The following is a 24,231-nucleotide window of genomic DNA, read 5'->3' as shown; positions in this document are numbered from 1 at the left end:
GAGCGCGGCCGGTCCTGGTCAGCGGCGCGGAATGTGCTAGAGTCCTCACGAGCGAACCCCGACCGACTCGAGACCGCAGGAGACCCCCCGTGCAGCGCCACCACCCCCGACCCGCCACCGCGTCCCGAATCGCCCTGCTGGCCCTGGTCGCCGCCGTGTTCACGGCCGGACTGCTCACCGTGTTCCCCAACCCCGACCGCGACATCTGGTGGCACCTGAAGACGGGCGAGGTCATCCTCGCCGAGCACACCATCCCCACCACCGACATCTTCACCTACACTGCCGCCGGCCGGCACTGGGTGACTCACGAGTGGCTGGCCGAGGTGATTTTCGCCGGGATCGCTCGTCTGGGCGGCATCGACCTGCTGATCCTCTTCAAGGCCGGACTCGCCATGGCCGCCCTGGCGCTGGCCGCCGCGGCGGCACTGGTGGGCTCCGGCTGGCGCGACCGGCTGGCCGCCGTGGCCCTGGGCGTGCTCCTGGCCGGACCCCTCCTCGCCACCCGGGCGTTCCTGCGTCCCCACATGTTCACCGCCGCCCTGCTGGGCCTCACGCTCCTGCTCCTGCGACTCGAACAGGTCACCGGCCGCCGGCGCTACCGGTTCCTGCTGGTGCCGGTCTTCCTGGTCTGGGCCAACCTGCACTCTGGTTTCGTGCTCGGATTGCTTGTCGTGGCGCTGTTCTGGCTCGGCGATCTCCGGCAGACCGTGCCGGCGGAGCGGGCCGCGCGCCTGCGGACCCTGCTCGTCACCCTGGTCGTCCTCGTGCTCACCACCCTGCTCAGCCCCAACCACGTGCACGCCCTGCTCTATCCGCTGCAGCTGGTGACCCGCGCCGAGATCCGTGACGCCATCCAGGAGCTGCGCAGCATCTTCCACCCCGGCTTCCAGGGCGCGCTGTTCCGGCTCGACCTCGCCGTGGTGGCCGCGGTGCTGGCGGTGCTGCTCGCCGCCTCGCGCCGCCAGCTGGCGTGGCCCGTGCTGCTGCCAGGCATCGCGCTGGCGATCCTGGCGGTGCGCAACGTGCGCGGCGTCTCGGAATTCGCGGTGATCGTGCCGCTCCTGGTGGGCGTGCACGGTGCGTGGCTCGCCCGGCGATCGGCCCTGGCGCTGGTCGTGCCGGCGGTGGTGCTGGCGGTGATCGCGGTCGGCGTGCCGGCGGTCTTCCGCTGGGGCGTGCCCATGGGCCCCGACCACGTGCGCCGGCCGGGCCTCGGGATCGCCGACGACGTGGCGCTCGCCGGGACCACGCGGTTCCTCCAGGCCATCGGTCCCGAGGGGCGACTCTTCAACCTGCTCGGCTTCGGCGGCTACCTCATCCACGACCTCTGGCCCCAGCGCGAGGTGTTCATCGACGGCCGCCTCGACATCTACCCGCCCGGCTTCCTCGACGCCTACGGGCGCCTCATGAGCACCGGCGAGGGCTGGGACGAGCTGTGCGACCGCTGGGACATCTCCCTCGCCGTGGTGGACCGCCGACCGGGACCGCGCGGCGACTACGGCCTGCGCCGGCGACTACGCACCGACCCGGACTGGGTCTGCGTCTTCTTCACCCACAACGCCCTGGTCTACGCGCGGCGCGGCGCCCGGGACGAGGTCATCGCCCGGCACGGGTCGCCCTTCGATCCCGTCGCGGTCACCGTGCCCGCGATCCACGAATTCGTAACCGGGGCGTCGCCGGCGAACCTGGAGCAGGCGCTGACCGCGCTGTCGTCGTGGCTGGCCATCGTGCCCGGAGACCGCTTCCTGGCCCCTGTCCTCGCCCAGCTGCTCGACACCGCGGGCCGCAGCGCCGAGGCCACACCGCACCTGCGCCGCCTGCTGCGCCACGATCCCGCGGCGGTGGACGCCCGGATCCTGCTGGCGCGCACGCTCCTGCGGGCCGACTCGCTGGCAGCCGCCCGGATCGAGATCGACGCCCTGCTGGCCCGCGCACCGGACAGGGTCGAGCCGCTCCTGCTCCTGGCGGCCCAGCAACAGTTGACCGGCGACCCCGATGCGGCCCTGGCCACCCTGCGTCAAGCCAAGGCGGCGCACCCGGACGATCCCGGAGTGCGCCGCAGTCTCGAGGCCCTCGAGCGCCAGTGAGCCGGAACAGGTGCCCGTCTCCTGGCTACCGCCGGGCTACCACCAGTGCCAGCCCCAGCGCCAGCCCCAGCGCCAGCCACCGTGGTGCTGTCCGTCATCGCAACCGCCACCACCGCTGTTTCCGTAGTTACCGAACACGCCCATTTCCAGGGGCAGGGTCGACAGACGTGGTTTCTCGTAGATCTTCGCCATGGCCAGTCTCGTCTCCAGGTCAAGGATTCACCCAAAGCAGCAAAAAAAACACAATAAGTATTATATAATAACAAGTACGACAAATAAAGTATTTTTTAATCTCTTTAGTCACTGATGGTCATGAAAGAAGCGGGGCCCCTGCCGGGGCCCCGCGCCTCGCATCAGCCTGTGCTGGTGATCCTAGACCTGCAGCGCCCGCGCCTCCGCCAGCGCCGCCTCCACGTCCACGTCCGCTCCGGCGGCCACCGCCAGATCGCGCAGCAGCTCCCAGTTGGCCGGACGCGGGCGGGCGGGCCGGAGCTCGCACACCCGGCCGTCGGTGGCCACGATGGTCCCCTGGTCGTCCAGGTAGTGGGTGCGCGGCAGCAACAGATCGGCGTCGACCTTGACGGTCTGCGCCACGCTCTGCGCGGCGAAGAACGCTTGCGGACGCGGCAGACCCACCGGCGCGTCGCCCAGCAGCAGGGTCGGCGTGCCGTTGGCCAGCGCGCCGGCGTCCACCGGCGCCAGGCCGAGGGCGTCGAGTCCGGTGGCGTTGACCCCGGACCGCAACGGCAGCACCTGGCAACCGGTCTCCCGGACGAGTGCGCCGAGATCGCCGGCGCCCGGGCCCATCACCAGGACCGCGCCCTCGCGGGCGAGGATCTCGGTCATGGCGGCACGGTCGTCCAGAGCCACCTCGCGCGAGGTGCCGGCGCGATGGCCCGTACAGCCGGCGTACTTCACCTCGGCGCCGTGCATGATGGCCCGGCGCAGCATCACGCCCGCCACCGGGAAACCCTCGCCCAGGTCGGCGCCCACCACGACGATGTCCTGACAGGTCGCCAGCTCGGCCAGCGTCGGGGTGCCCGAAGCCGCGTCCACGGCGGCGTTCTGCGCGGCATGGGCCACGGCGCCGGGCGCCAGCCAGCCAACCTCGCCACCCAGCTTGGCCGCCACGGCGCGGGCCAGCACGGCCTCCTCGTTGGTGCAGTCGCTGCCCAGGACGATGCGGCCGCCGGCGAGCTCACGGACCAGCTCGGCCAGCGCCGCCTCGCGGTCGACCTCGGGAGCGGCCGCGTTGGCGTCCACCCACTCGAAGCGACCCTTGCGGCACATGTGCACGTCGTTCCAGCCGTCCTCCTGCGGCGTCACGCGGATGATCTTGTCGGCCAGAGCGTGCACTCCCACCTCGCAGGCCAGCGAACAGCCGGCGCAGGTGGAGTCGGCGGGCACCGTGTCGTAGGGACCCGGCTTGTCGAGCGGGGTCTTCTCGGTGAGCGCGCCCACCGGACAGACCGCCACGCAGTCGCCGCAGGCCTCGCACATGGTCTCCTGCATGGGCTTGTCGAGCACGGGGCCGATGTTGGTGTCGAAGCCGCGCGACGAGAAGCCAAACACGGCCAGCGCGCGGTCGTGCTCGCAGACCTCGACGCACTTGCCGCACTTGACGCACTTGTTCGGATCGCGGCGGATGTGCTCGTGGCTCTCGTCCACGGCGTAGTCGTGGGTCTCGCCGGCGTAACGCTGGGGATCCACCTGGTACTCGTCCATGTAGCGCTTGAGCTTGCACTCGAAGACGTCCTGGCAGCCGCAGCTCAGGCAGCGCTCGGCCTCGGCGATGGCCTGCTCGCGGGTGAACCCCGTGTCCACCTCCACGTCGCTCTGGACGCGCACGGCGGGCTCGAGGAAGACCGGCTCCAGGCGGTCGCGCTTCTCGTACTCGGCGAAGAGGCTGTCGGGCACGTCGACGCGGGTGGAGACGATGTCCATCTGCTCCACGTACTCCTTGCCGCTGAACAGCAGGTCCACGCCCTCGGCGGCCTTGCGGCCCATGTAGACCGCGTCGACCACGAGCTGCGGCCCGGTGACCAGGTCGCCCGCGGCGAAGACCTTCTCGCGGTTGGTGCGGAAGGTGGGCCGGTGGACGTTGACGGTGCTCCACCTGGTCTGGTCCACCGCGTCCTCGGGGATGACCCCGGGCTCGATGTCCTGGCCGATGGCCTTGATGATGGCGTCGGCCTCGATGAGGAAATCGCTGCCCTCGATGGCCACCGGACGGCGGCGGCCCGAGTCGTCGGGCTCGCCCAGCTCCATGCGCTGGCACTCCATGCCCACCAGACGGTCGCCGTCGAAGCGCAGGCCGGTGGGAGCCACCAGGAACTCGTAGAGCACGCCCTCTTCCTCGGCGTCGTGGATCTCCTCGGCCTCGGCGGGCATCTCGTTGCGCGTGCGCCGGTAGACCAGGGTGACGTCGCAGCCCTGGCGCCGCGCCGTGCGCGCCGCGTCGATGGCGGTGTTGCCGCCGCCGACCACGATCACCTTCCGGCCCAGGTCGACCGTGCGGCCCAGCGCCACCTCGCAGAGGTAGTCGATGCCGCCGAACACGCGGGCGTGGTCCTCGCCGTCGACCCGCAGGCCCTTGGCCTTCCAGGCGCCGATGGCCAGGATCACCGCGTCGTACTCGTTCTCGAGCTGCGCCACGGTGAAGTCGCGGCCCAGCGCCTGGTCGCAGCGCGCCTCGATCTCGCCCATGCTGATGATCTGCTCGATCTCCCAGTCCAGCACGGCCTTGGGCAGGCGGTACTCGGGGATGCCGTAGCGGAGCATGCCGCCGAGCTGGGGCATCTGGTCGTAGATCACCGAGCCGTGGCCCTTGATGCGCAGGTAGTAGGCGGCGCAGAGTCCGGCGGGGCCGCCGCCGACGATGGCCACGCGCTTGCCCGAGAACGGCTCGAGCTGCGGCAGGATCACGCCGTGCTCGCGCTCCCAGTCCGAGACCCAGCGCTTGAGGTTGCGGATGGAGATGGGCGCTTCGACGCGGGCGCGCCGGCAGTCCTCCTCGCAAGGATGCGGGCAGACGCGGCCCAGCGATCCCGGCAGCGGGATCTTCTCGCGCAGGATCTTCATCGAGGCCTCGTAGTCCTCGTTGGCGATGGCCCCGACGTAGCCCTGCACGTCGGCATGGGCCGGACACATCTTGTGGCACGGCGCCTTGCAGTCGGCGTTGTGGTCGGAGAGCAGCAGCTCCAGGCCGGTCTTGCGCGCCTCGCGCACCCGGTCGCCGTCCACGTCGATGACCATGCCGTCGCGCACGGCGGTGCCGCAGGCGGGCACCATGCGGCCCATGCCCTCGATCTGCGCCAGGCAGATGAAGCACGAGGTGAAGGGGCGCTCGCGTTCCTTGTCGCGGCACAGCGTGGGGATCTCGCACCCCGCGCCGGCGGCGGCGTCCAGGATGCTGGTGCCGGCGGGAACCTCGAGCTGCTTGCCGTTGATGGTGATCTGCACGGTCATGTCATCACCTCGTGTATACGGCCCCGGTGGGGCAGACTTCGCGGCAGGAACCGCACTTGATGCAATCGTCGAGGATGATCTCGTGGGGCTCGCCCTTGCTGCCGGTGATGCAGTCGCTGGGGCAGGCCTTCTTGCAGGCACCGCAACCGGTGCAATCCTCGGCCGTGATGTGGAAGGTGATCAGCTCCTTGCACTGGCCGGCTGGGCACTTCCTGTCGCGGATGTGCGCCTCGTACTCCTCGCGGAAGTACTTGAGCGTGGTCAGCACCGGGTTGGGCGCGGTCTGCCCCAGGCCGCAGAGGCTGGCGCCCTTGATCTGCTCGGCCAGGTTCTCCAGCTCCTCGATGTCGCCCTCGCGGCCCTCGCCGCGGGTGATGCGCTCGAGCACCTCGAGCATGCGCAGCGTGCCCAGCCGGCAGAAGGTGCACTTCCCGCAGCTCTCCTTCTGGGTGAAGCTCAGGAAGTAGCGCGCCACCTCCACCATGCAGGTGTTCTGGTCCATGACCACCATGCCGCCCGAGCCCATGATGGCGCCGGTGGCGTTGATGGACTCGTAGTCCACGGGGGTGTCGAGCAGCGACGCGGGAACGCAGCCGCCCGAGGGGCCGCCCAGCTGCACCGCCTTGAACTCCTGCTTGCGCGGGATGCCGCCGCCGATGTCGAAGATGACCTCGCGCAGCGGGATGCCCATGGGCACCTCCACCAGGCCGCCGCGCTCGATCTTGCCGGCGAGCGAGAACACCTTGGTGCCGGTGGACTTCTCGGTGCCGAACGCCTTGTAGGCGTCGGCGCCGTGGCGCACGATCCAGGGCACGTTGGCGTAGGTCTCGACGTTGTTGTTGTTGGTCGGCTTGCCCCACAGCCCGGCCTCGGCGGGGAACGGCGGGCGGATCCGCGGCATGCCGCGCTCGCCCTCGATGCTCGCGAAGAGCGCGGTCTCCTCGCCGCAGACGAAGGCGCCGGCGCCCTCCTTGACCTTGATGTCGAAGGAGAAGCCGGTGCCCAGGATGTTCTTGCCGAGGTAGCCGCGCTCGCGGGCCTGGCCGATGGCGATGTTGAGGCGGTGGATCGCCAGCGGGTACTCGGCGCGGGCGTAGACGTAGCCGTACTCGGCGCCGATGACGTAGGCGGCGATGGCCATGCCCTCGAGCACCGCGTGGGGATCGCCCTCGAGCAGGTTGCGGTCCATGAACGCCCCGGGATCGCCCTCGTCGGCGTTGCACACCAGGTACTTGACGTCGCCCGCGCTCTTCTTGGCGAAGCTCCACTTCAGCCCGGCGGGGAACCCGGCGCCGCCGCGGCCGCGCAGCCCCGAATCCATCACGATCTGCAGGACCTCGTCGGGAGTCGACTCCTGGAGCGACTTCGCCAGCGCCTGGTAGCCTTCCTTGGCCAGGTAGTCGTCGATGTTCTCGGGGTCGATGACGCCCGAGTTGGCCAGCGCGATCCGCTCCTGCTGCTTGAACATGAGGTACTTGGGTTCGCGGGTGCCGTCGCTGAGCTCGTGGAAGAGGTAGCCCTCCACCGGCTGGCCGCCCTGCACGTGTTCGCTGAAGATCCGCTCGGCCTTGCGCTCGTTCACCTTGCGGTAGACCCAGCGGCCCCTGGCGTCGTGGACCTCGACGATGGGCTCGTCGAAGCAGATGCCCATGCAGCCGGTCTGCTTGACCACGGCGTCGGCGCCGGTCTCGGCCACCTTCGCCTCCAGCAAGGCGCGCACGTCCTTCGCTCCGGCGGCGATGCCGCAGGAGGCGTAGCCCACCAGGATGGTCGTCTTGTCCATGCCTAGGCCTCCTTCCCGCGGAAATCGTCGAGGATCTCGCGGATCTTCTCGACGTTGAGGTTCGCGTAGGTCGTCTCTCCCACCATCATCACCGGCGCCAGCGAGCAGCAACCGAGGCAGGCCACTTCCTCGACGGTGAAGACCATGTCGGAGGTGGTGTCTTCCTCGGCCGCGAGCCCGAGGTGGTCGCGGATGGCGGTGATGATGGTCTCGCTGCCCTTGACGTGGCAGGCGGTGCCGTCGCAGACCTTGATGAGGTTCTTGCCCACCGGGGTCATCCGGAACTGGGCGTAGAACGTGGCCACCCCATAGGCCTTGCTGGCCGGGATCCCGAGTTCCTGCTCGATGAGGTCGAAGCTGTCGGGAGGGAGGTGGCCGAGGTTGGTCTGGATGGCCTGCAGCACCGGGATCGTGATGCCGACCTGGCCCTTGAAGGGGCGGATGAGATCGATGACCTGACTGGCAGTCGCTTCCATGGGTGCACCCCGCATCGCTTGGGTCGCTCTAGGAAACCTTATTGGACCGGATTCGGTCGGTTTGTGGGTCAAAGATAGTCAGCGGTAAGGGAAAGCCAAACAATTCCGGAGCGACCTGCGAGAATCAAGATCAGCGCCTTTGGCGGGTTTTAAGTGCGGATTCATGACCATCGACGTCAAGGAACCTCCGCCGCGCGGATCGGGATTCTACTCAATCCTGGCCCTCCCTGGACGATCCTCTTGAGACCAACTCTCACCCGCTTCGCGTCCCCAGGGGGACACGGAAAGAGGCCTCGTCATGATCAAGGGAGACATCGCCCAGTTCGCTCCCGCGGATCTGTTGCTTTTCCTGTGCCACATGAGCAAGGAAGGCGTCCTGACCGTCCGGCACGAGGAATCCTCGCTCAGCCTCACCTTCCGCCAGGACGGCCTGGTCGACGGCCAGTGCGAGGCGGCCGACCGGCTCGTCCTCGAACAGCTCGAGCACCACGGCGCCACCACCGCCGAGACCATGGAGTATCTGCGGCGGGCCAGTGCAGAGACCGACCTGCCCTTGCGCCAGATCCTGGGCGAGGTGGAATGGCTGTCGGTGGGCGGCCTCGAGCAGGCCATGGCGGCGGGGCTCAAGGAGACGGTGTTCCGGCTGTTGCTCTGGGAGCGCGGCGAATTCCAGTTCCACGAATTCGCGGTGGACCCCAATCCGTTCCTGCCCCCCTGCGACGGTCCCGCGCTGGTGATGGACCTGACCCGCGAGGTCGACGAGTACCGCGAGCTGCTGCGCGGGCTGGGCTCGCTGGAGCGGGTGCTGGTACCGGCTGGGAACCATCCGGCGGAGTCCACCAGCGCCGCCGAGGAGTACATCCTGCAGCAGGCCCATGCCGGCCGGACCGCCCTGGACCTCATCACCAGCGCGCCCTATCCGCAGATGGCCTCGATCCGGGCCCTGGCCGAGTCGCTCGCCAACGGGTGGGTCGACCTCGCCATGCCAGCGGACCAGTCCGAAGCGGCCGGCGTCAAGATCGATCCGGCCACTGCCTACCGGCAGAGCCTGCGCCGGCTCCTGACTGTCGGCGAACCCCAGGCCCGGATCCGCGAGATCCTGCAGTACGGTCAGGAACATCTCGGGGTCACCGTGCTTTTGGCCCAGCGTGACGGCATCTTGGTCCGGGCCTCGATCCACGATCACGATGCCGAGGGCCGCCCCCGCAGCCGGGACCGGCGGCAGTTCACGGTCGACCCGAACGAGGCGCCCTCGCTGCACGAGCTGGCCGAGGCGATCCCGGCTCCCTCCGCAGAGCTGACCGCGAGCGGCCTCCTGGCGGACCTCGAGCTGTCCGCAATCGAAGACCCGGGCCTTCTGGTGCCCCTGGGCCAGCTCGGCGGCCACGATCTGCTGGTCCTCGCCTACGGCGAAGCGACCGCGCTCTCGTGGTTCGAGAGCCTGGCCTGGCAGGTCCAGCCGCCACAGCCCCTCGCCGTCCCGGATCGTGTACCGGACTCGAGCGCTCCTGACACCCAGGCTGACTCCGACGACGACGCCTTGACGCGGCTGGTCTCGTCCATCAAGGACCTGCCGCCCATGCCCCACATGATCGCGCGCATCCTCGATCTGCTGGCCGACCCCGACTGCCAGATGACCACGTTGAGCGAGGCGCTGGCCCACGAGCCGGCGCTGGTGGCCAAGCTGATCAAGGTGAGCAACTCGTCGCTGTACGGCGGCGGTCAGGAATCCCGCAGCCTGAGCCAGGCCGTCGTGCGTCTGGGCACCCGCACCACGCGCAGCGTGGTGGTGGCCGCCTCCACCCGCGCGCTCTTCCCCACCGACAACACCCGCATCGGCTACTTCGGCAAGGCGCTCTGGCAGCACGCCGTGGAGACGGGCATCGCCTCGCGACGCGTGGCCGAATTCGTCCGTCACACCGACCCCGACGAGGCATTCGTCGGCGGCGTGCTCCACGACCTCGGCAAGCTGATCATCCTGCTCAACCAGCCCGAAACCTACCGGACGATCCACCGTCGCCTCGAGGGCGGGGACGTCCTGGCGACCACGGTCGAGCGCGAACTCCTCGGGTTCGACCACGGCCTGGTGGGCGCCCGGCTCCTGGGGAACTGGAGCATGCCGGATCAGTTGCAGGCCTGCGCACAGCATCATCACGCGCCCGAGCAAGCGGGCGACCATGCCCAGCTCGCAAGGATCGTGGCCTGCGGTGATCTCCTGAGCAACTGCCTGGGCGCCGCGGGCGAGGGACGGGGTACCGAGACCGAGCGGCGACTGACCGAGGCCGGCGAGGCCCTCGGGCTCGATGACGAGGCGCGTGCCGACCTGATGACCATGGTGGCCTTCGACCTCGAACAGAGCGACATGCTCGATTGAGCACAGGCGACGACCTCCGGCTCGAAAGAACCGGAGGTCGTCGGGCGCCGGGATCTCTCCCGCGTGGCTAGAAGAAGTAGTTCATGGTGAGGCCCAGGGTCGACTCGCCGAACTCCACGTCCTCGAAGTCCTCGAAGTCCTCCACCATGCCGCCCCGCGCGTCGAGAGCCAGCCCCAGCGAGAAGTGCTCGTTGACCAGCCACTCGTAGCCCAGGCCGAAGGTCACGATGGCGCCTCGCTCGTCGAACTCATGGACCAGGTCGCGGTCGGCGTCGTCCTTGAACTCGGTCTCCAGGCGGGCGCCGCCGGCGCCCACGCGCAGGAAGAAGCCGCCGCCGGCGGGGTAGACCGTGGCCACCAGCGCCGAGGAGCCGATTCCATAGCGGAGGTCGTCGTCCTCCATGCCGAATCCCCGGACATCCGCCGAGAGGGAGAAATAGGGATTGAACGCGTAGCCCAGACGGAGGCCGAGGCCGGCGCCCGCCTGGTCCTCGCTGTCGTACTTGACGCCATCCCGTTCGTACTGGACCTGGCCGCCGCCCACGCCGAAGTCGAGGCCGCCGAAGAAACCGCGCCGTTCGAGCTTGCCGGTCTGGGCCTGGGCAGCTCCGGCCGTCAGGATGCTGGCTGCGAGCAGGATCACCACGGTGGTTCGCAAGTTCCGGGTCATGTCATCGCTCCTTGTTCGGGTATGGTGTCGGTGCCTGGGCCACCGGTCTTCGCTTCGTTGCCCGGACCATCGCAGGGGGCGTACCAGTCCGTCGGCGCCGCCCGACACCTCGGAGCCAAGCGATTACATCGCTTTATCTTAGAGTTGAATTACCCGTCGTCCGGTCGATCCGGAGCCGGCATGCAGGGGTGTGCTGATCCGCCACACTGTGCCAGGACCTGTGGATTGTCGAGACGCCGACCACGGGCGGGAGGCGGTCGCAACCGCTGTTTGACCCGGGGTTTCTCAACGCTTAGGATCGCCCGTGATCCCGGGCCGTAGCGCCCTGGTTCCCACTGCCCAGAAAGGAAACACCGTGTCCGAATACTCCATCAGCCCCGCCGGCGAGAAGTTCGCGCTGCCGCGCAAGCAGGACTACGCCAAGGAGATGAAGCGCCTCGAGAAGCTGGCCGCGGCCGCGCGCGCCAAGGGCCAGGAGGTCGTGGTGGTCATGGGGGTGGGCTTCGTGGGAGCGGTGATGGCCGCCATCGTGGCCGACACGGTGTACAAGAAGGGCAAGCGCAAGGGCGAACCCAGCAAGTTCGTCATCGGCTGCCAGCGCCCGAGCGTCCGCAGCTACTGGAAGATCCCCTTGCTGAACCGCGGCGTGTCGCCGGTGAAGGCCGAGGACCCCGAGGTCGACCCCATGATCGCGCGCACGGTTCTCGAGAAGAAGACCCTGACCGCGACCTACAACAGCGATTGTCTCGCCCTGGCCGACTGCGTGGTGGTGGACGTGCAGTGCGACTACGCCAAGCAGGAGCTGGGCAACATGCGCACCGGCGAGGCCGACATGAACGCCCTCGAGGCCACCATGCGCACCATCGGCGAGAAGATCCCGCCCAGGTGCCTGGTGCTCATCGAGACCACCGTGGCCCCCGGCACCACCGAGTTCGTGGCCTGGCCCATCCTCAAGCGGGCGTTCGCGGCCCGGGGCCTGAAGCAGACGCCGCTGTTGAGCCACAGCTTCGAGCGCGTCATGCCGGGCCGGCACTACGTCTCGTCGATCCGCGACTTCTGGCGCGTCTGCGCGGGCTGCAACGCCACCGCGCGCAAGCGGGTGGAGAAGTTCCTCCACGAGATCCTCGACACCGAGAACTTCCCGCTGACGGTGATGGACCGCCCCATCGAGTCCGAGACCACCAAGATCGTGGAGAACTCGTACCGGGCCACGATCCTCGCCTTCCTCAACGAGTGGAGCCTCTTCGCCGAGCGCAACGGGGTCGACCTGATCAAGGTGATCAAGGCCATCGGCATGCGGCCCACCCATAGCAACATCATCTTCCCCGGGCCCGGTATCGGCGGCTACTGCCTGCCCAAGGACGGCGGCCTGGGCTACTGGTCGTACAAGCACCTGCTGGGGTTCGAGGACGGCGACGAGGTGTTCAAGATGTCGACCACCGCCATCGACATCAACGACACCCGCGGCCTGCACGTGGCCACGCTCACCCGCGACGCGCTGCGCAACCTGGGCCGCTACATCGCCGGCGCCGACGTGCTGCTCTGCGGCGCGAGCTACCGCCAGGACGTGGGCGACACGCGGTACAGCGGCAGCGAGCTGGTGGTGCGGCGCCTCACCGAGATGGGTGCCGAGATGCGTGTCCACGACCCCTACGTCGACCACTGGTTCGAGCTCGAGAAGCAGGACGTCTACCCGGCGCCGGGTCACTCGTGGGCGCGCTTCTTCCGCAACCAGGACGGCCTGCCGGACCTGCGGATCGAGCAGAACCTCACCAGGGCGCTGAAGAAGGTCGAGGCCGTGATCCTGGCCGTGCCCCACGCGCCCTATCTCGAGCTGGATCCCGACAAGGTGGTCAAGGCCGCCGGCAACCCGCTGGCGGTCATCGACTGCTTCGGCATCCTCGACGACCAGAAGATCCGCCGCTACTTCGAGCTGGGCTGCGAGGTCAAGGCCCTCGGTCGCGGCCACATCCAGCGCATCAAGGAGGAAGTGCGCTCCCGTCAGCGCTGAGCGTCGGCCACGCCGCCGCGTTGACGCCGTCAGCCATCGCCACTAGGATGACCGGGTCGGTGCGCCACCCGTCTTCGCCGCATCGTGGAGCCTGAACCATGTCCTCGGCTAATCGTCGTCCGGGCGTCGCGATCGCCTCCCACCGGCAGCGGCTGCTCGTGCTGCTGCCGGTCGTCTTCTTCCTGGCCGGCGTGGCGACCATCGTCTTGCTCTGGCAGGCGGTCGATCGTCCCGAGACCCAGCGCGTACAGATGCAGACGCGGCTGACCATCTCCCAGGTGAAGCTGCGCCTGGAAGCCTGGACCGACGCCCAGACCGCACCCGCACGCTACCTCGCCGCAGGCCGCTTCGCCGACACGAGCGACCTCGAGGAGGGGTTCGCTCGCGACGCCATCCACCTCCTGCAGTTCCACCCCGACATCCAGGCCCTCAACCGCATCGATGACCAGTGGGTGATCCGCACCGTGGTGCCCAGCGCCGGCAACGAGCGCGCGCTGGATCAGGACCTGCACCACCATCCCTCGCTCGGCGTGCGCGACGCTCTCGCCCGCTCCGTGCGCACCGGCGAACTCACCCGCACCCCGGTCATCGACCTCCTCCAGGGCATCCGCGGCATCGCCACCTACCTGCCGATCCAGGACCGTGAGGGCCGGCGCCTGGGATTCGTCAACATGGTCCTGCGCCTGGAGACCATGGTGGACACCTGCCTCGACGACGCCTGGCTGCGCGAGCACTTCCGCTTCGACTTGATGGCCGAGGACGGCACCCTCGCCTACCAAGGGCGGCGCGAGGACGGCGATGCCCCCTGGCCCCTGCAGGAGACCATCCCCGTCCGGATCGTCGACCGCCCGCTCATGCTGCGGCTGGCGCCGACCATCGACTACCTGGAGGCCTCGCAGACCCTGGCCGACGAGATCCTGGCTTTGGGCGGTTTGCTGCTCACGGCCGGACTGGCGCTCCTGCTGCACCTGCTGATCGGCCGCCAGCTGGCCCTGGCCGAGGGCCGCCAGAAGTACCAGCTCCTGGTGGAGAACCAGACCGACCTGGTGGTGAAGGTGGATACCAGGGGCCGGTTCCTCTATGTCAGCCCCAGCTATTGCGAGGTCTTCGACAAGCAGGAACACGAGCTCCTGGGCCAGGAGTTCATGCCGCTGGTGCACGAGGATGATCGTGAGACCACCCGCCTGGCCATGGAGGACCTCTACCGGCCGCCCTATCACGCGTCCATGGAGCAACGCGCGCTGACCCGTCGCGGCTGGCGCTGGCTGGCCTGGTCGGACAGCGCCGTGCGCGACGAGAACGGCGAGGTCGCGGCCATCATCGGAGTGGGGCGCGACATCACGCGGCGCAAGGAACTGGAAGAGCAGCTGCGGCAATCACAGAAGATGCAGGCCATCGGCCAGCTGGCCGGTGGCATCGCCCACGACTTCAACAACCTCCTGCAGGCCATCCGGGGACACCTCGAGCTGCTCATGGAGGACCTCCAGCCCGAGGGGCGCATCCGCGAGGACCTGGAGGCGGTCCAGCGCAGCGCCCGTCGAGCCAGCGACCTGACCGGACAGCTGCTGGCCTTCAGCCGGCAGCAGGTCCTGTCCCCCGCCATCCTCGACCTGAACGTGGTGGTCGCCGAGACCCGACCGCTCCTCGAACGCCTGCTCGGCGAGGGCATCGAGCTGATCTGCGCGACCGCGGCCGCGCCGGTGCTGGTCCGTGCCGATCAGGGCCAGCTCGAGCAGGTGATCATGAATCTCTGCGTCAACGCGCGGGACGCCATGGGCGACAACGGGACCATCGAGATCCGGACCGGCGTGGTCGAGCTGGACAGGAGCCGCCGACAACAGCACACCGAGCTGGAGCCGGGCCCCTACGCCAGGCTGTCGGTGCGCGACAACGGCCGGGGGATCGCCGCCGAGATGCTGCCCAGGGTGTTCGAGCCGTTCTTCACCACCAAGGGCGTGGGCGAGGGCACCGGACTCGGGCTGGCCATGATCTACGGGATCGTCCAGCAGCACGGGGGCATCATCGAGGTCGAGAGCGCGGTCGGCCAGGGCAGCACCTTCACGGTCCTGATGCCCATGGCCAGCGGTGAGCCGGCCAGCAGCCAGGATCAGGTGGCGGCCGCGGCGCCCGGCGGCCAGGAGACCATCCTGGTGGTGGAGGACGAGACCACGGTGCGCGACCTGGCCGTGCGCGTGCTCGAGCGGGCTGGCTACCGGGTGCTGGTCGCGGCCGACGGCGTCGAGGCTCTCGGCCTCCACGAACGCATGGGGTCCGAGATCCAGCTGGTCGTGCTCGATGTGATCATGCCGCGCATGGGCGGTCGCGAGGCCGCACGGCTCATTCGCGAGCGCGATCCCGGCGCCCGGATCATCTTCGTCACCGGCTACGCCGCCGAGGTGCGAGACACCGAGGGGCTCGAAGATTTCCTGATGAAGCCCTACGACGCCAACACCCTGCTGGGCCACGTGCGCCTCGTGCTCGACCGCGGCCACACCCCCTAGCGGTCGCGTCCGGGCCGGCCTGGATAATCCCAGGCGAGGGACAGGGCCCCGTGCCGCTCATGCCCGGCCTGGTCGATCAGGGTGATGGTGATCACGTTCAGGCCGCGCTGGAGCGGGATGCCCTGGATCGACCAGGACGTTCCCGGCTCCCCCTGGCCGCTGCCACCCAGCGTGTTCTGCCAGAGCACCTGGACCGGCACGAAGCCGTCCGCCACCGCGCCGGCGAGTTGCAGGTAATGCGGCGGCGCGAAGTTGGGCACCGTCGTCCCCTCGCCAAGGACCACGTACTGTCCGTCGGGGCCCCTCAGCCCGTAGGCCGTGCCCACCACCCGGGCTTCCTCGATCACCACGCCCTCGTCGCCGAACCTGGTGATCGGCAGCACGAAGACCGACCACTCCGAGTGCTGCCCGGCCTCGTCGCGGGCCCGGGCACGGATCCAGAGGTTGCCCGACAACGTCGGCAGTCCGGTCTGCCACGTCTCGGTCAATTCGGTGCTGAAGTCCTCGCCGAGTTCCGGGGCGGACCAGGCGCCGTCGTCGCCCATCCGGCAGCTCCGCTCCCACTGGACCGGCTCGCTGGCCAGCCCCACCAGCTCGAGGCGGATGGTCCCGCCGACGCCGGCACTGTCCCAGCTCGCCGCGAAGAAGGCGTCCACCGCGGGCCGCCCCCAGTACTCGCTCTGCCGCGCCGGCGAGCCGTCGAGGCTCACCCGGTACTCGAAGCGATCGCCCCGCTGGCAATCGAATCCCGTGGTGTCGGCGAGGATGATCTCCACCTGGCCGTGCTGGTAGGAGCGACGCAGGTAGACACCGCCCCACGACATGGTGCCCCGGGAGAAGGGGGCGACGGCGTGGCCGAGATCGTGGAGGTCGGCGAGGCCGTCCTCGGTTGGGCTGTGGTAGCAGCGGTCGCAGCCTTCCTGCCAGTTGTTGTAGATCGGGAAGAGGTTGTCGACCAGCAGGCCGAAGGACTCGAGATAGGCGGGGTCCTGCCGATCGCCGGTGCAGGAGCCGCGGGATTCGGGTGTCACGAAGGGGCCGCCGGCCGAGTCGCGCATGGCGGACACCAGGCTCGGGAAGTCGGAAGTGAAGTCGGGCGGGGACGGGACGACGACTCCGTCGATCAACGAGGCACTCGGGAAGTCGCGGCGCACGTAGGTCGGATCGAGGGCGTGATGCCACGGTCTCTCCGCATAGCCCGTGCTGCAGCTCCGTGGGCACTGAAGGTCTTCCACGAAGACGTGATCGAGCAGGCAGAGCATCTCGGCGTCGCAGCGGCCGATGACGCTGTTGCCGCCGATGAGGAAGTGCCGACCCACCGTGGGATCGGTGGACGACTGGTAGAGGCGCCGACGCAGGCCGCGCACGAAGCTGATCCTGGCCTCGCGGCTCGCGATCTGCTCGTCGAGATCGTCCCGCAGCGGAATGCCGTCCAGATCCCAATCGAGCCAGTCCGCCGAATGCGCCCGTACACCATCGATGTCGAGGGTGTAATCGTTCGAGTATTCCCAGACATCGAACATCAAGCCCACGTTCGGCAGGCGATTGTCCGCGTGATTCCACTCGTTGACGATGAACCAGGCCAGGGTGTCCTGAGCGGTCTCGTTCAGGAGATTCACCAGGCTGGCCCCGACCTCGACGTTCTCATGGCCAGGCACCGCCAGGCGGCCATCCACTAGATGGGAGAGGACGTTGGTGTCGGGACTGGCCGCCGCGCGAGCTTCCTGCAAGAGGCTATCGAAAAACAGGTAGCAGCGTTGATCGAACGGCTGGTGGTTGTTGTTCCAGAGGGCGAGTCCGCGTCCGAAGGCCAGCACCGCCACATTGCGCGAGCCCGGCGTCTGACGGACGTCCTCGATCCAGTGCTGGTAACCGTGGGTGGCTGCCTCGCTGGAGCCTAGGATGTGCGATGCTTCGCAGAGCACGACATCGAGCTGAGCCCAGTCGCTGATGGAACCCGAGGCCGGATAGCCGTAACCGAGCTGCACGCCGGCCACCCCGTAGGCGTCACTGGCGACCTCGGGAACCGGGCCGATGGGCATCTCGATGAGGCGCGACCAGATCGCGGTGGGAGTCGATCGATTACCCGCCGCATCGACCGCCTGCACGAAGACCGAGAGCGTGTCCGAATGGTAGCAACGGGGACCGATGGTCACGGCGAGGTCGTTCAGGGTATAGGCCAGCGAGGTCGAGGAATCGCGATGGGCGCCCACGGCCTGGGTCTTGTAGGCATAGTGCTCGGTCAGGATGTCCCGATAGCGGGGGTAGGAGGTGGCATAGTCGCAGGTGATCACGAACCGGGAAAGCTCGTCGGCCTCGGCCGTCACCAGCACGCGCAGGGGGGCGCCATTGGTCCCGAGTTGCCAGGCGGCGCTCGCGGTGAGGATCTGGGGCGGCACGGTGTCCTGGGCGTGGACGGCCCGTGGCTGCCCCACGGCCAGCAACAGCAACCATAATGGCCACGTAATGCGGAGAGATCGCATGGTTTCCCAATCTTTCAACGATCTTGACAGGTGTCGGCGAGCCCATCAATTCCCGGGCCAGGATCTAATTACGTTTGTCAGGCTGGTGGCCCGATGATTTCGAGACCTCCCTGGTACCACTTGGTTTGAAACAAGACCCTCAAACATGATATCATGCCAGTGTCTCTCCGGTCGGGCTCATTGCGTCCCAGACCCGCGGTCGCTCCTTACCGACCGGTCCACCGGAAGGGGGATTCTCATGATCCTCAGACGAACGATCCTTCTGTTCGCCGTCCTGATCCTCGGCCTCGCCCTGCCCGCCCTGGCAAACCCCTTGCCCGACATCGGCTGCTGGTGGGAAGACCCGAGCGTCACCGTCCTCGGTCTCTATGGCGACGGCGATCCGCCCATCATCGTCGAGAACGTCACCGCGCCCGACCCCGTCTTCGAGGGCGACCGCTCGCTGCGCCTGCAGGACAACGCCGAGAGCGGCACGCCTCAGGCCTTTCTAGCCTACATCTGGGGCCTGGAGGACGGGGACCAGGTCACCGCCTGGTTCTACCGCTACGACGACACGCCCGACGGGGCGCCGTCGTGCCGCATCTGGGGCCACTGGAACGACGAACTGCCCGGCAACCCCGAGGGCTACAGCGGCAGCGCCGGCGGCAACAGTGATTACGGCGTCGACGTGGGCTGGGGCCTGCTCGAGCACACCTGGACCGTGGCGGAAGGCCACACCGGGCTGGTGATCGAGGTGCGCACCTATTCGGGCATCGGCGACACGGTCTGGATCGACAGCTTCACGGTCATCCCGCCCGAGGAATGCACCGTCCAGACCCCGGACATGCTGGTGGTGGGAACCGAGGGCCGGACCCTCACCGACGTGAAGGCCCTGTTCCGTTGATCACCGCCCCTTCACATGCGACCGGCCGCCTCCTGGCGGCCGGTCTCCTGCTGCTCGCCTGGACGGCCCGTGCCGGCGAGCCCACCCGGGCGCGACCGACACCGCTGCGCTTCGAGTCCGAGATCGTGCGGCTGCTGGTCAGCGCCGACAGCCTCACGGTGGAGGGATTCTACGTCCTGTCCTGTGACCCGGACCGCACCGGCTTCACCACGCTCCTGTACCCCTACCCGGACGATCCCCGCCTCGGCGGCGCCCGGACGCTCGAGCTGGCCACCCGGGTCCGCCCCGACCCGGCCTGGCAGCCCGCCGAGTACCGCGAACTGCCCCGCAACCTCGGCGCCCACTGGCGCCTGGCCCTGGCCCCCGGCGACACCCTCGAGGTCCGCACGGTCTACCGGCAGGCACTCCACGAGGCCTATGCCCGCTACATCGTCACCACGGTCCATGGCTGGCGGCACCCGTTGCGGCGAGCCCGCTTCGAGATCACGCTGCCGCCGGATGCCGAGCCCACGGAATTCAGCTTCCCCTTCGCCCCCTGCGACAGCATCGGGCCGGGAGTCTGGTGCTACGAGGCCACCGACTTCCGGCCCGACAGGGACATCGAGGTGCGGTGGCGCTAGTCCGCCAGGGTGAACTCCCAGCCGCAGTACATGCCCTCGGGCGCGTCGGGCGGGCAGCGCAGGCATTGTGTCCGGATGCGCGGATCGATGGTGGCGGCGAAGGTGGGGAACTCGGTCTCGCCGATGACCTTGCACGGGAACCGCGGCAGTCCCTTCCGCTCGCGCGCGGAGTGCACGCGGCAGCTGTCCATGAAGAAACGCAGCGTCCGCCCGTCCTCGCTCCACTCGGTGTGCTGGCGGTTGAGCATGGCGTACATGCGCAGGCCCAGGGCGGTCTCCAGCGCCGCCAGACCCCCTGCGTCGCCCAGGTTCGCGAGCTGCTTGATCCGGCGCGCCTCCGCGGCGGCGAAGCGCTCCCAGGCCTGCCGGTCGAGCTCCATGGCGGTGTCCATGCCGTGGGCTTCCTCGGCGGCCAGGAACCAGCAACCGTCATGGGCCAGCCAGTTCTTGGCGAACATCTCGGCGACCTGGAGCAGCTGTTCGCGGGTCATGTCCTGGAAGGCGTTCATGACGTCGTCTCCGGGCTGTCGGCCGCCGCGACCACCTCGCGGATGTAGTCGACGATCTCGCGGGTGCTGGCCCCGGGACCGAAGAGCCGGCCCACCCCCTGGGCAGCCAGCTCGGCCATGTCCTCGTCGCTGATGCAGCCGCCGCCGGTGAGCAGGATGTCGCCGGCGCCCTTCTCGCGCAGCAGGCGCAGGACCTCGGGGAAGATGTGCATGTGGGCACCCGAGAGCAGCGACAGGCCGACCGCGTCCACGTCCTCCTGCACCGCCGCCTCGGCGATCATCTCCGGCGTCTGGCGGATGCCGGTGTAGATCACTTCCATGCCCGCGTCGCGCAGCGCCCGCGCCACCACCTTGGCGCCGCGGTCGTGGCCGTCCAGACCGGCCTTGGCCACCAGGACCCTGATCGCTCGTTCCATGTCCCTCTCCTCGGAAGGTGATGAGACCCTCACCTCAGATGATGATGGGCTCCACGTACTCGCCGTACACTGTCTTCAAGGTCGCGATGATCTCGCCCAGCGTGGCGTAGACCCGCACCGCCTCGATGAACGGCGGCATGAGGTTCTCGTCCTGGCGGGCCGCCGTCTCGACCCGGGCCAGGGCGGCCTGGACCGCGCCGTCATCGCGGCGGGCGCGCAGCGAGGCGAGCTTCTGCTCCTGCTTCGCCGCCACTTCCTTGTCGATGCGCAGTAACGGGATCTGCTGCTTCTCGTCGGGGTTGACGTACTCGTTCACGCCCACCACCACGCGCTGCTTGCGTTCCAGGGCCTGCTGGTACCAGTGCGCCGCGTCGGCGATCTCGCGCTGGAAGAAGCCCTCCTCGAGCGCCGGCACCACGCCGCCGATTTCGTCGATGCGCGCGAAGTACGCCTCGGCGCCCGCCTCCATGTCGTCGGTGAGCTTCTCCACGAAGTACGACCCCGCCAGCGGGTCGATGGTGCTGGCCACCCCGATCTCGTGCGCCAGGATCTGCTGGGTCCGCAGCGCGATCTCCACCGCCTCCTCGCTGGGCAGCGCCAGCGCCTCGTCCAGACTGTTGGTGTGCAGGCTCTGAGTGCCGCCCAGGACGCCGGCCAGCGCCTCGTAGGCGGTGCGCACCACGTTGAGCGTGGGCTGCTGCGCGGTGAGGCTGCAGCCGGCGGTCTGGGTGTGGAAGCGCAGCAGCCACGAGCGCGGGTTCTTGGCTCCGTAGCGCTCCTTGAGGTGGCGCGCCCAGATGCGGCGGGCCGCCCGGAACTTGGCGACCTCCTCGAAGAGGTCGAGGTGGCTGTTGAAGAAGAACGAGAGGCGGGGCGCGAAGTCGTCGACGTCGAGGCCGGCGGCGATCGCGGCGTCGACGTAGGCGAACCCGTCGGCCAGGGTGAAGGCCAGCTCCTGGACCGCGGTCGATCCGGCCTCGCGGATGTGATAGCCCGAGATGCTGATGGTGTTGAAGCGGGGCAGGTGGCTGGTGCCGAACTCGATGGTGTCGGTGACCAGCTTCATGCTCGGCTCGGGCGGGAAGATGAATTCCTTCTGCGCGATGAATTCCTTGAGGATGTCGTTCTGCAGCGTCCCGCGGAGCTGGGACACGTCCGCGCCCTGCTTCTCGGCCGTGACGATGTACATGGCCCAGATGATGGCCGCGGGGCTGTTGATGGTCATGGAGGTGGAGATGTCGGCGAGCGGGATCCCGTCGAACAGGGTCTCCATGTCCTCGAGGCTGCTGATGGCCACCCCGCACTTGCCGACCTCGCCGAGCGCCCACGGATCGTCAGAGTCGCGACCCATGAGCGTGGGTAGATCGAAGGCCACCGAGAGGCCGGTCTGGCCGCGCGAGAGCAGGAAGCGGTACCGCTCGTTGGTCTGCTCGGCGGTGCCGAAGCCCGCGAACTGGCGCATGGTCCAGAGCTTGCCGCGGTACATGTCGGCGTGGACGCCGCGGGTGAAGGGGTACTGGCCGGGGTCGCCGAGATCGCGCGCGTAATCGAGGTGGGCCGTGTCCTGCGGCGTCGCCAGCAGCGGGATCTCGCGGCCCGAGACGGTCACGTGGGGATCGTCGTCGGCGGGTCGGTTGTACAGGCCGCCGAGGGTCTTGGCATCGCGGTCGCTCATGTATTCTGCTCCAGGAGGGCCGCCAGCAGGGCGCGGGCGGCGGTGTAGGGAGTGGCCTCGCCGGCGGCCACGCGCCGGGTCCAGGTCGGTAGCAGGTCGGCAGAACGCCGGTGCGCCTGCCGGCGGAGCCGGTCCTCGAGAATGGCCAGGATCTCGGTCCGGGCGCGGTCCTGGCGGCGACGGTCGAGGGCGCCGCTCGCCACCAGGTAGGCGTGGTGCGCTGCGACGGCGTCCACCAGTTCGGCCACACCTTCGCCGCGCGAGGCGATGGTGGCCAGCACGGGCGGCGTCCAGTCCGCGGCGGGTCGCAGCGTGAGGTCGGCCTCGAGCGTGCGGACCATCTGGCCGGCGGCGGGGCGGTCGGCCTTGTTCACGACCAGGACGTCGGCCACCTCCATGAGGCCGGCCTTCATGGCCTGGATCGAATCGCCCGACTCGGGAGAGACCACCACCACCACGGTGTCGGCGGCCTGGGCCACGTCCATCTCGGTCTGGCCCACGCCGACGGTCTCGATGATCAGCACGTCCTGGCCGAAGGCCTCGAGCACGTCCGCCACCTCGCGGGTGGCGCGGGCCAGACCGCCGAGGCTGCCGCGGGTGGCCATGCTGCGGATGAACACGCCGGGGTCCACGGTCAGATCGCCCATGCGGACGCGGTCGCCCAGGACCGCCCCGCCCGAGAACGGGCTCGTGGGATCCACGGCCACCACCCCGACGCTGCGGCCCTCCCGGCGATGATGGCGCACCAGGGCATCCACCAGCGTGCTCTTGCCCACGCCCGGCGGGCCGGTGATGCCGAGGCGCGGGGCGCGGCCGAGTCGGGGATAGAGGTGGTGCAGGATCTCCTCGGCCCGGTCGCCGCCGTTCTCCACCACGCTGATCAGGCGTGAGGCCGCACGGCGGTCGCCCTGGTCGAAGGCCTTGAGGAGGGAATCGAGGTGTGTATCCAGCATGGCTCCCACCAGTTGAACATCTACGATTGAAGTCGACAATCTAGTCGAATCGCACGATCGGGCCACCATGGCAGCCGTGGCGGCCCGGTCGATCCGGCGGTATCGTGGTGATTTGTGATCATGATTCATCAACGCCAGCCGGCCGCCACCCGCCATCAGGGAAGGACCGCCATGGACCTGAAACTCACCGAACAGCAACAGATGCTCCGCGACGCCACCCGTCAGTTCGCCGACCAGCGCCTGCTGCCCCAGGCCGAGGAGATGGAGAACGCAGGCGCCATTCCCGAGAACCTGCTCAAGGAGCTGGCCGAGATGGGCTTCTGCGGCATCGGCACGCCCGCCCAGTACGGCGGTTCCGAACTCGACGCCGTGTCCTACGCCCTGATGGTCTCCGAGCTGTCGCGCGGCGACGCCTCGGTCGGCGTCACGGTCTCGGTGACCAACAGCCTGACGCAGGATCCCATCCTGATGTTCGGCACCGAGGAGCAGAAGCAGCGCTGGCTGCCCCCGCTGGCCAGCGGCAAGGTCTGGGGCGGCTTCGCCCTGACCGAGCCCTCGGCCGGTACCGACTCGGCTGGCACCCGCACCACCGCGGTGGAAGACGGCGACAGCTACATCCTGAACGGGACCAAGAACTTCATCACCAACGGCGCCTTCGCCGAGACCTTCGTGGTCTTCGCCCGCGGCGACCGCGAGGTCAAGCACGGTGGCATCTCGGCGTTCGTGGTGGAGCTGGGCACGCCGGGCTTCTCCATCGGCAAGAAGGAGAACAAGCTGGGCATCCGCGCCTCCTCCACCACCGAGCTGGTGTTCGAGGACTGCCGGCTACCCAAGACGAACTTGCTGGGCGAGTGGGGCCAGGGGTTCAAGGTCGCCATGAAGACGCTGGACAACGGCCGTATCGGCATCGCCGCCCAGGCCCACGGCATCGCCCAGCGCGCGCTGGAGCTGGCGGTGAAGTACGCCAAGGAGCGCGAGCAGTTCGACCGGCCGCTGGCCAAGTTCCAGCACGTCCAGTTCCGCCTGGCCGACATGGCCACCGACGTCGAGGCCTCGCGGCTGCTGCTCTTGCAGGCGGCGTGGGAGAAGGACCAGAAGGTGCGGCACAGCAAGGCCGCCGCCATGGCCAAGCTCTTCACCTCGGAGGCGGCGCACCGGGTGGTGCACCAGTCACTGCAGATCCACGGCGGGTACGGGTACATCAAGGAATTCGAGATCGAGCGCCTGTACCGCGACCAGCGCATCACCGAGATCTACGAGGGCACCAGCGAGGCCATGCGCATGGTCATCTCCGCCGCGCTCCTGCGCTGACCCCAGGCACC

The 24,231-nt window shown here is 68.8% G+C and carries 17 protein-coding genes; 7 read left to right on the top strand and 10 right to left on the bottom strand.

Going from position 1 to position 24,231, the window contains the following annotated elements; genetic code table 11:
- Positions 1 to 89 precede the first annotated feature (89 nt).
- Positions 90 to 2,087, top strand: a complete 1,998-nt coding sequence (locus tag IFSED24_RS17325; RefSeq protein WP_491332737.1) for a tetratricopeptide repeat protein — start codon at positions 90 to 92, stop codon at positions 2,085 to 2,087.
- Between the two features lie 36 nt (positions 2,088 to 2,123).
- Here the strand turns inward: IFSED24_RS17325 and IFSED24_RS17320 are convergent, their stop codons facing one another.
- The 4 genes from IFSED24_RS17320 to nuoE form a co-directional block, all read right to left on the bottom strand.
- On the bottom strand, positions 2,124 to 2,279 hold the full coding sequence (locus tag IFSED24_RS17320; RefSeq protein ID WP_491332736.1) for a hypothetical protein: 156 nt from the start codon (positions 2,277 to 2,279) through the stop codon (positions 2,124 to 2,126).
- 180 nt (positions 2,280 to 2,459) lie between these two features.
- On the bottom strand, positions 2,460 to 5,555 hold the full coding sequence (locus tag IFSED24_RS17315; protein ID WP_491332735.1) for an FAD-dependent oxidoreductase: 3,096 nt from the start codon (positions 5,553 to 5,555) through the stop codon (positions 2,460 to 2,462).
- Positions 5,556 to 5,559: 4 nt separating this feature from the next.
- Positions 5,560 to 7,338, bottom strand: coding sequence for an NADH-quinone oxidoreductase subunit NuoF (gene nuoF / locus IFSED24_RS17310; RefSeq protein WP_491332734.1), 1,779 nt, complete (start codon positions 7,336 to 7,338; stop codon positions 5,560 to 5,562).
- Between the two features lie 2 nt (positions 7,339 to 7,340).
- Positions 7,341 to 7,814, bottom strand: a complete 474-nt coding sequence (nuoE, locus tag IFSED24_RS17305) for an NADH-quinone oxidoreductase subunit NuoE (RefSeq protein WP_491332733.1) — start codon at positions 7,812 to 7,814, stop codon at positions 7,341 to 7,343.
- Between the two features lie 298 nt (positions 7,815 to 8,112).
- On the opposite strand from nuoE, the gene IFSED24_RS17300 reads away from it, so the two are divergent.
- Positions 8,113 to 10,188: an HDOD domain-containing protein gene (locus tag IFSED24_RS17300; RefSeq protein WP_491332732.1), complete on the top strand. Its 2,076-nt coding sequence runs from the start codon at positions 8,113 to 8,115 to the stop codon at positions 10,186 to 10,188.
- Between the two features lie 67 nt (positions 10,189 to 10,255).
- Here the strand turns inward: IFSED24_RS17300 and IFSED24_RS17295 are convergent, their stop codons facing one another.
- Positions 10,256 to 10,858, bottom strand: a complete 603-nt coding sequence (locus tag IFSED24_RS17295; protein WP_491332731.1) for an outer membrane protein — start codon at positions 10,856 to 10,858, stop codon at positions 10,256 to 10,258.
- A gap of 355 nt (positions 10,859 to 11,213) precedes the next feature.
- Between IFSED24_RS17295 and IFSED24_RS17290 the strand changes: the two genes are divergently transcribed.
- Entirely contained in the window at positions 11,214 to 12,869 is a 1,656-nt protein-coding gene (locus tag IFSED24_RS17290) for a nucleotide sugar dehydrogenase (RefSeq protein WP_491332730.1), read from the top strand.
- 98 nt (positions 12,870 to 12,967) lie between these two features.
- Positions 12,968 to 15,370, top strand: coding sequence for an ATP-binding protein (locus IFSED24_RS17285; RefSeq protein WP_491332729.1), 2,403 nt, complete (start codon positions 12,968 to 12,970; stop codon positions 15,368 to 15,370).
- Here the strand turns inward: IFSED24_RS17285 and IFSED24_RS17280 are convergent.
- A complete protein-coding gene (locus tag IFSED24_RS17280) occupies positions 15,367 to 17,853 on the bottom strand; it encodes a hypothetical protein (RefSeq protein ID WP_491332728.1) in 2,487 nt (828 codons plus the stop codon). The two genes, IFSED24_RS17285 and IFSED24_RS17280, sit on opposite strands and share 4 nt — an antisense overlap.
- Positions 17,854 to 18,091: 238 nt before the next feature.
- Between IFSED24_RS17280 and IFSED24_RS17275 the strand changes: the two genes are divergently transcribed.
- Positions 18,092 to 18,736 (top strand): hypothetical protein, encoded by a 645-nt coding sequence (locus IFSED24_RS17275; protein WP_491332727.1) that lies wholly within the window; start codon positions 18,092 to 18,094, stop codon positions 18,734 to 18,736.
- Positions 18,733 to 19,356, top strand: a complete 624-nt coding sequence (locus IFSED24_RS17270; RefSeq protein WP_491332726.1) for a hypothetical protein — start codon at positions 18,733 to 18,735, stop codon at positions 19,354 to 19,356. Before IFSED24_RS17275 ends, IFSED24_RS17270 begins: the two co-directional genes overlap by 4 nt.
- On the opposite strand, the gene IFSED24_RS17265 is transcribed toward IFSED24_RS17270, so the two are convergent.
- The 4 genes from IFSED24_RS17265 to meaB are packed head-to-tail and all read right to left on the bottom strand — an operon-like array spanning position 19,353 to position 22,909.
- Positions 19,353 to 19,865: a DUF6125 family protein gene (locus IFSED24_RS17265; protein ID WP_491332725.1), complete on the bottom strand. Its 513-nt coding sequence runs from the start codon at positions 19,863 to 19,865 to the stop codon at positions 19,353 to 19,355. The genes IFSED24_RS17270 and IFSED24_RS17265 overlap by 4 nt on opposite strands.
- Positions 19,862 to 20,281 carry a cobalamin B12-binding domain-containing protein gene (locus IFSED24_RS17260; protein ID WP_491332724.1) on the bottom strand — a complete coding sequence of 140 codons (420 nt, stop codon included), beginning with the start codon at positions 20,279 to 20,281 and terminating at the stop codon, positions 19,862 to 19,864. The genes IFSED24_RS17265 and IFSED24_RS17260 overlap by 4 nt, the downstream gene beginning before the upstream one ends.
- Before the next feature lie 34 nt (positions 20,282 to 20,315).
- A complete protein-coding gene (locus IFSED24_RS17255) occupies positions 20,316 to 21,956 on the bottom strand; it encodes an acyl-CoA mutase large subunit family protein (protein WP_491332723.1) in 1,641 nt (546 codons plus the stop codon).
- Positions 21,953 to 22,909: a methylmalonyl Co-A mutase-associated GTPase MeaB gene (meaB, locus tag IFSED24_RS17250; protein WP_491332722.1), complete on the bottom strand. Its 957-nt coding sequence runs from the start codon at positions 22,907 to 22,909 to the stop codon at positions 21,953 to 21,955. Before meaB ends, IFSED24_RS17255 begins: the two co-directional genes overlap by 4 nt.
- A 171-nt stretch (positions 22,910 to 23,080) precedes the next feature.
- Between meaB and IFSED24_RS17245 the strand changes: the two genes are divergently transcribed.
- The gene (locus tag IFSED24_RS17245; RefSeq protein ID WP_491332721.1) at positions 23,081 to 24,220 is read left to right on the top strand and encodes an acyl-CoA dehydrogenase family protein; all 1,140 of its coding nucleotides are present in this window, start codon (positions 23,081 to 23,083) and stop codon (positions 24,218 to 24,220) included.
- The last annotated feature ends 11 nt before the right edge of the window (positions 24,221 to 24,231 follow it).

Source organism: Candidatus Latescibacter sp. IFSED24 (assembly GCF_058273205.1).
Note: the sequence above shows the minus strand (reverse complement) of the source record. Positions and strands in the feature narration are given on the sequence as shown.

What these genes read in the sequence shown, in the direction of transcription:
- meaB (WP_491332722.1), bottom strand. Translation starts at nt 22,909, where the DNA reads ATGCTGGATACACACCTCGATTCCCTCCTCAAGGCCTTCGACCAGGGC.
- IFSED24_RS17275 (WP_491332727.1), top strand. Translation starts at nt 18,092, where the DNA reads ATGATCCTCAGACGAACGATCCTTCTGTTCGCCGTCCTGATCCTCGGC.
- IFSED24_RS17245 (WP_491332721.1), top strand. Translation starts at nt 23,081, where the DNA reads ATGGACCTGAAACTCACCGAACAGCAACAGATGCTCCGCGACGCCACC.
- IFSED24_RS17260 (WP_491332724.1), bottom strand. Translation starts at nt 20,281, where the DNA reads ATGGAACGAGCGATCAGGGTCCTGGTGGCCAAGGCCGGTCTGGACGGC.
- IFSED24_RS17255 (WP_491332723.1), bottom strand. Translation starts at nt 21,956, where the DNA reads ATGAGCGACCGCGATGCCAAGACCCTCGGCGGCCTGTACAACCGACCC.
- IFSED24_RS17320 (WP_491332736.1), bottom strand. Translation starts at nt 2,279, where the DNA reads ATGGCGAAGATCTACGAGAAACCACGTCTGTCGACCCTGCCCCTGGAA.
- nuoF (WP_491332734.1), bottom strand. Translation starts at nt 7,338, where the DNA reads ATGGACAAGACGACCATCCTGGTGGGCTACGCCTCCTGCGGCATCGCC.
- IFSED24_RS17285 (WP_491332729.1), top strand. Translation starts at nt 12,968, where the DNA reads ATGTCCTCGGCTAATCGTCGTCCGGGCGTCGCGATCGCCTCCCACCGG.
- IFSED24_RS17315 (WP_491332735.1), bottom strand. Translation starts at nt 5,555, where the DNA reads ATGACCGTGCAGATCACCATCAACGGCAAGCAGCTCGAGGTTCCCGCC.
- IFSED24_RS17265 (WP_491332725.1), bottom strand. Translation starts at nt 19,865, where the DNA reads ATGAACGCCTTCCAGGACATGACCCGCGAACAGCTGCTCCAGGTCGCC.
- IFSED24_RS17280 (WP_491332728.1), bottom strand. Translation starts at nt 17,853, where the DNA reads ATGCGATCTCTCCGCATTACGTGGCCATTATGGTTGCTGTTGCTGGCC.
- IFSED24_RS17295 (WP_491332731.1), bottom strand. Translation starts at nt 10,858, where the DNA reads ATGACCCGGAACTTGCGAACCACCGTGGTGATCCTGCTCGCAGCCAGC.
- nuoE (WP_491332733.1), bottom strand. Translation starts at nt 7,814, where the DNA reads ATGGAAGCGACTGCCAGTCAGGTCATCGATCTCATCCGCCCCTTCAAG.
- IFSED24_RS17300 (WP_491332732.1), top strand. Translation starts at nt 8,113, where the DNA reads ATGATCAAGGGAGACATCGCCCAGTTCGCTCCCGCGGATCTGTTGCTT.